Origin of the sequence: Rhodococcus sp. CX, from assembly GCF_015865005.1 — a bacterium.
In the GTDB taxonomy this organism is placed as follows: domain Bacteria; phylum Actinomycetota; class Actinomycetes; order Mycobacteriales; family Mycobacteriaceae; genus Rhodococcus.
The window spans coordinates 1-2,441 of the sequence record NZ_JADZGH010000065.1; the positions used below are offsets into that span (position 1 = coordinate 1).

3 protein-coding genes and 1 pseudogene are annotated in these 2,441 nt (G+C 72.6%); 2 read left to right on the top strand and 2 right to left on the bottom strand.

Translation table 11 applies throughout. The annotated features are described in order from the left end of the window. Both I0Q12_RS06875 and I0Q12_RS06880 read right to left on the bottom strand, forming a co-directional pair. Window positions 1–358 (bottom strand): amidohydrolase family protein (locus I0Q12_RS06875; RefSeq protein WP_197251233.1); only part of this gene is annotated, 358 nt, incomplete at its 3' end. A gap of 19 nt (window positions 359–377) precedes the next feature. Then, window positions 378–887, bottom strand: coding sequence for an FxsA family protein (locus tag I0Q12_RS06880; protein WP_197251234.1), 510 nt, complete (start codon window positions 885–887; stop codon window positions 378–380). A 97-nt stretch (window positions 888–984) separates the two neighbouring features. Here I0Q12_RS06880 and I0Q12_RS06885 point away from each other — a divergent pair. Both I0Q12_RS06885 and I0Q12_RS32190 read left to right on the top strand, forming a co-directional pair. Continuing rightward, window positions 985–1,727 (top strand): annotated as a pseudogene (locus I0Q12_RS06885) (TSUP family transporter). Then, on the top strand, window positions 1,724–2,441 hold a 718-nt coding region (locus tag I0Q12_RS32190; protein WP_374068602.1), incomplete at its 3' end, for a PmbA/TldA family metallopeptidase. The pseudogene I0Q12_RS06885 and the gene I0Q12_RS32190, both read left to right, overlap by 4 nt.

Genomic DNA, 2,441 nt, shown 5'->3' on the forward strand with positions numbered 1-2,441 from the left:
CGTCCGGCCAGCGGCTCTCGTCCCAGCCGTGCCCCCACAGCACCGGGTCGTCGCAGCCGGCGGCGTGCTCACGCAGCCGCCGCAGCGCGTCCTCCCGGCTGGTGGCGCCGGTCAGGTCCAGCCCGGTCAGGGCCAGGCCGTGGGCGGTGACGTGCACGTGGGTGTCGACGAACGCGGGGGCGACGAAAGCGCCGTCCAGGTCGACGATCTCGGCGTCCGGGTGCAGCGCGCGGCCGGGCCGGTCGGCCCCCACCCACACGACCTGCCCGTCGGTGACGGCCATCGCGGTGGCATCGGGGGCGCCGGCGCTGTAGATACGGCCGCCGACGAGAAGCTGGGTGTGCGGTGCTGGACTCACGAGCGTCCAGTGTGCCCCGTCAGGGCCGCTGCGGGCGCTGCGGGGTCTCGACGATCTCGCCGTCGAGGATCGGCGCGGACGTCAGCCGCGGCGTGGTGTCGACGACGGTGTGCTCGACGACCTGCCCATCGACGACGGTGATGCGCTCGCCGTGCCAGCTCCCGCGGGCCGCGAGGTTCGCCATCTTGCGAGCGGCGAGGACCTTGACGGCCGGGCGGAGCAACGCCCGGGTCGGCGGCAGCAGCAGCAGGATGCCCAGCACGCTGGTCAGCAGACCGGGCACCAGCACCAGGCCGGCTCCGACCCCGACGAGCGCCCCGTCGGTCAGCGCCCGATCCGGCGAGCCGCCGGCCCGCACCTTCCCGAGGTTCTGCAGCGCCCGGCGGCCCTGCGCCCCGAGGATCAGATAGCCGAGGACGCTGACACCGAGGAACAGCAGCACGGTGTACCCGGCCCCGATGGCGGAACCGAGCACCGCCAGCACCGCGATCTCGGCGACGACGTAGACGAGGAACAACAGGGGCAACATCAGGGCTCCTTCCGGGCGGCCACACCGGTGCAACGAACGGGCCGGTGAATTTGCTCCCGATCGGCCGGCACCGCGGCTCCATGATCGAATCACGGGCATGGATGCCGGTGACTGGGCGCTACTGCTGACCGCGTCGACCCATCCGGCGGCGGGCTGATCCTGCTGCCCGCGCTGCTGCTGGTGGCGCCGCACCTGACCCCGCAGGCCGCGCTGGCGACCAACAAGCTCACCGCGATCTGCGGCACCAGCGCCGCGGTGGTGACGTTCGCGCGGCGCATCCGGTTGCCGTGGAAGGTGCTGGCCCCGGGTGCGGCGGTCGCGGTGGTGTCCGCGGCGTGCGGGGCGGCCGCGGTGGCGCTGATCGACAAGGCGCTGTTCATCCCGATCGTGATGGTCGCCCTCGTCGCCGTCGCGATGATGGTGACGCTGCGGCCGCAGGTCGGCACCACCCTGGCCCGGGAACGGCCGAGCCTGCGGCGCACGCTGATCGTCGTGCTCGGTTCGGCCGCGGTGATCGGGTTCTACGACGGCATCCTCGGTCCCGGCACCGGCACCTTCCTGATCATCTCGTTCGCCACCCTGCTGGGTACCGAGTTCGTGCGGTCGGCGGCGATGGCGAAGGTGATCAATCTCGGCTCGAACCTCGGCGCGCTGGTGTTCTTCGCCGCGACCGGGCACGTGTGGTGGGCGCTGGGGCTGACGATGGCGGTGTGCAACGTCGCCGGGGCGGTGCTGGGGTCGCGGACCGCGCTGGCGCGCGGCGCCGGGTTCGTGCGGGCGGTGCTGCTGATCGTCGTGCTGGTGATGGTGGTGCGGCTCGGTTGGCAGCAATTCGGATGATCGAGTTCTACGGTGAGCGGGTGAACACCGTCGACTCCGATTTCCTCGATCTGCCGTTACGTGCGCTCGCCGAGGCGGCGCTGTCGGTGGCCCGCAGCGGCGGGGCCACCCACGCGGACCTGCGGGTGCACCGGGTGCGCAGCCAGTCGCTGGCGCTGCGGGACGGCGGGGTGCAGGCCGCGGTGGACGGCGTCGATGCCGGGCTCGCGGTGCGGGTGCTGGTCGACGGCACCTGGGGCTTCGCCTCGCACGCCGAACTGACCGCGGACACGGCCGCGGCGACGGCCCGGCAGGCGCTGGAGGTGGCGCGGACGTTGCGGCCGCTGAACCGGGATCCGGTGTTGTGGGCCGACGAACCGGTCTATCCGGACGCGGTGTGGGTCTCACGGTACGACCTCGATCCGTTCGCGGTGCCGACCGCCGACAAGGTCGCGATCCTCACCGACCTGTCGCAGCGGCTGCTCGCCGCCGACGGCGTCGACCATGTGACGGCGCACTGTGTGCAGGTCAAGGAGCAGACCTTCTACGCGGACCTGGCCGGATCGACGATCACCCAGCAGCGGGTGCGGATCCAGCCGCAGTTCGAGGCGACCACCGTCGATCAGGCGGCGGGGGTGTTCGAGACCATGCGCACCCTCGCTCCCCCGACCGGGCGGGGCTGGGAGTATCTCGCGACCGACGATCACTGGGATTGGACCGGGGAGCTGGCGGCGC

Bases quoted from the DNA above. Each gene is read 5' to 3' on its own strand.
- I0Q12_RS06880 (WP_197251234.1), bottom strand. From the start codon at position 887: ATGTTGCCCCTGTTGTTCCTCGTCTACGTCGTCGCCGAGATCGCGGTG.